The following is a 2661-nucleotide window of genomic DNA, read 5'->3' on the forward strand; positions in this document are numbered from 1 at the left end:
ACGACTGCGCAAGGAGCCATCCATGCGCAGCGTGGTAGGAATCTCCGGCCTTCAGGCCGGGGAGGATGTCAAGGTATTCTGTAGAGTACGCCAAGGCTGGCTCTTGCTACGGCCCCTAGATGTTGCCTTGTGTAACAGCAAGGGCATAATCTTTTGTCCTGCCTAGAGGTCTGCTGTACAACGAAGAGCGAGATACAGCTTTTCTCGACGTTGTGGGAGGTCTGTGGAGTTATCTGTGGAGTTAATAGAATCCCGGCCCCCTACACGTCTGTACTGGCTTCGGGAGGCGTCGTCGGAAAAAGCTGTGAACCCCATTGCTAGCAACAGCCGGTTAGTTCCACTTTTGGGAATCGTCATGGAAAGTCGTGGTTACAAAAAGTCCTCACAGAAGAGCTTTGAGTTGATGCGGCATTTCGCAGAAACCTACGCCAAACGCTCCGAGACCTTTTTCTGCTCGGATCCATCAATTACGACGGCGGTGATCGAAGGCTTGGCTCTGCACAAAGAGCAATTGGGCGCCCCGCTGTGTCCCTGTCGTTTTTATGAAGACAAAGAGGCAGAAGCAAAAGCAGGCTATTGGAATTGCCCCTGTGTACCCATGCGGGAGCGAAAGGAATGTCACTGTATGCTGTTCTTAACGCCGGATAACCCCTTTGCCGGCAAGAGCCAAACCCTAGAGGAGGTGCCCCTGGAATACCAAACTACCAAATGACAGCGCCCGGCAGGGACAAAGGCAGGCTTTGGAAGGGTGACAGGGCTCGGTATAATCGAAAAGCCGTTGGGCAATGGTTATTTGCACGAGGAGGAAACGCTTTTATGACTCCCTCACTTGCTAACTTCCTCTGGAGCTTGGTGGCTGGTGCAGTTGTGCTGGGGGCTCTCTTTGGCGCCATCATCTTTGTCAGCCAAAGGGATAAAGTGCGTCGTCGCTGAGATCCCCGCTCGTTGGCACTTGCCCGCCAATGCTTCCCTTTTCCCTGTACTGCTATCGCTGGGTGGGGAGAGACTGGGGTGGCAAGATGTGGCTGCGGTACGCAATCGCTGGAGGGCTTCGCCCCTGTTGTCGGGGATCCAGCTGGGTTGGGTGACCAACAGATTGAGATCTAAGGTGCTTGAAGCCGTTGTTGCAAACGATCACACCTTATGATCGAAGACTATCCAGCGATACCCCAGGGATCCCTTGCCAGCGTTGACCCACCCCTTGTATTACTGGCGGCAAAAAAACCGCTACTACCACGAGGATCTGGAGCGGCTGCATCGCTTTTTTGTCCCTGCCGGTTTGCGCATCTTGGAGATTGGTTCCGGCACGGGATCCCTGCTCAATGCCTTGCAGCCCAGCTTCGGGGTGGGGATCGACCGGGATGCGGACATTGTTGCCCAAGCTCAGGCAGAGTTTCCCCATCTCCATTTCCGGGTGCAAGATGCCCACACGCTGGACAAAGGGGATCCCGTCTTGGCGGAGCCTTTTGATGTGATCTTGCTCGTCAATACCCTGGGCTACCTGGCCGACATCCAGCAGGTTCTCCAGCAGTTGCGCCGCTTCTGTACCCCACGCACCCGCCTGATCCTCTCCCACCACAACCCGCTCTGGGAGCCGATTCTGGGCTTGGCAACCGCTCTGAAGCAACGGATGCCTCTGCCGGCAGCCAACTGGTTATCGGCAGCCGATGTGGCCAACCTGCTGCACTTGGCAGGATACGAGGTCATTCAGCAGGGCAAGCGGCTGTTGTTGCCGCGGCGGATCCCGTTCCTTTCGACTGTGATCAACCGGGTGATTGCCCCATTGCCCGGGATCAACGCCCTCTGCCTGACAGAGTACACGATCGCTCGCCTGCAGCCCGACCCTGCCTGGGATCCCCCCCCTGAGCAGCAGCCTTCCTGCACCGTGGTGATTCCGGCTCGGAATGAAGCGGGCAACATCCGCCGCTGCGTGGAACATTTGCCCGAGATGGGATCCCGCACCGAGATCATTTTTGTGGAGGGGCATTCCAGCGACGGGACTTGGGCCGAGATCCAGCGGGTACAGGCGGAATACCAAGGGATCCGCAATATCCGGGCTCTACGGCAGGAGGGCAAGGGCAAGGGGGATGCGGTGCGCAAGGGGCTAGCCGCCGCTACAGGGGATGTGTTGATCATCCTCGATGCCGATTTGACGGTACAGGCAGAGGACATGCCCAAGTTTTTCCGGGCTGTGGCTTCTGGGCGGTGCGACTTTGCCAATGGCTGTCGCCTTATCTACCCCCTGAAACCGGAGGCAATGCCTCGGCTGAACCAATGGGCCAATCGTTTTTTTGCCGCTCTCCTCTCCTACATTCTCGGCATCCGCATCAAAGATTCCCTCTGTGGCACCAAGGCCCTGTGGCGGGAGGATTACCAGCAGATTGCCAGGCTACGCCAAGAGTGGGGCGACTTCGACCCGTTTGGAGATTTTGACCTGTTGCTGGGATCCGCCAAGCGCACCCTGAAGATCCTGGATATCCCCGTGCGCTATTTCCCCAGAACCTATGGTCGCTCCAACATTCACCATGTGCGAGAGGGGCTGCGGCTGCTGCAGATCTGTGGCTTTGCCCTCAAGCGCTTTAAGGGATAGTAAACTACCCGGCTCCGACCGCTAAGCGGTACGGAGCGGGCTTTCAGTAGCCCTGAGCCTGTTCTGCTCTA

Annotated in this window: 3 protein-coding genes; all 3 read left to right on the top strand. The window is 57.3% G+C overall.

Going from position 1 to position 2661, the window contains the following annotated elements; translation table 11 throughout:
* The first annotated feature begins 355 nt into the window (after positions 1 to 355).
* The 3 genes from NW837_RS15890 (at position 356) to NW837_RS15900 (ending at position 2590) form a co-directional block, all read left to right on the top strand.
* Positions 356 to 712: a ferredoxin-thioredoxin reductase catalytic domain-containing protein gene (locus tag NW837_RS15890; protein ID WP_011432451.1), complete on the top strand. Its 357-nt coding sequence runs from the start codon at positions 356 to 358 to the stop codon at positions 710 to 712.
* Between the two features lie 104 nt (positions 713 to 816).
* Positions 817 to 933, top strand: coding sequence for a photosystem II reaction center X protein (locus NW837_RS15895; RefSeq protein WP_011432450.1), 117 nt, complete (start codon positions 817 to 819; stop codon positions 931 to 933).
* Positions 934 to 1189: 256 nt separating this feature from the next.
* On the top strand, positions 1190 to 2590 hold the full coding sequence (locus tag NW837_RS15900; RefSeq protein ID WP_414332699.1) for a glycosyltransferase: 1401 nt from the start codon (positions 1190 to 1192) through the stop codon (positions 2588 to 2590).
* Positions 2591 to 2661: the final 71 nt, after the last annotated feature.

The sequence above is a fragment of the Synechococcus sp. R6-10 genome, from assembly GCF_047461815.1.
Taxonomy (GTDB): domain Bacteria; phylum Cyanobacteriota; class Cyanobacteriia; order Thermostichales; family Thermostichaceae; genus Thermostichus.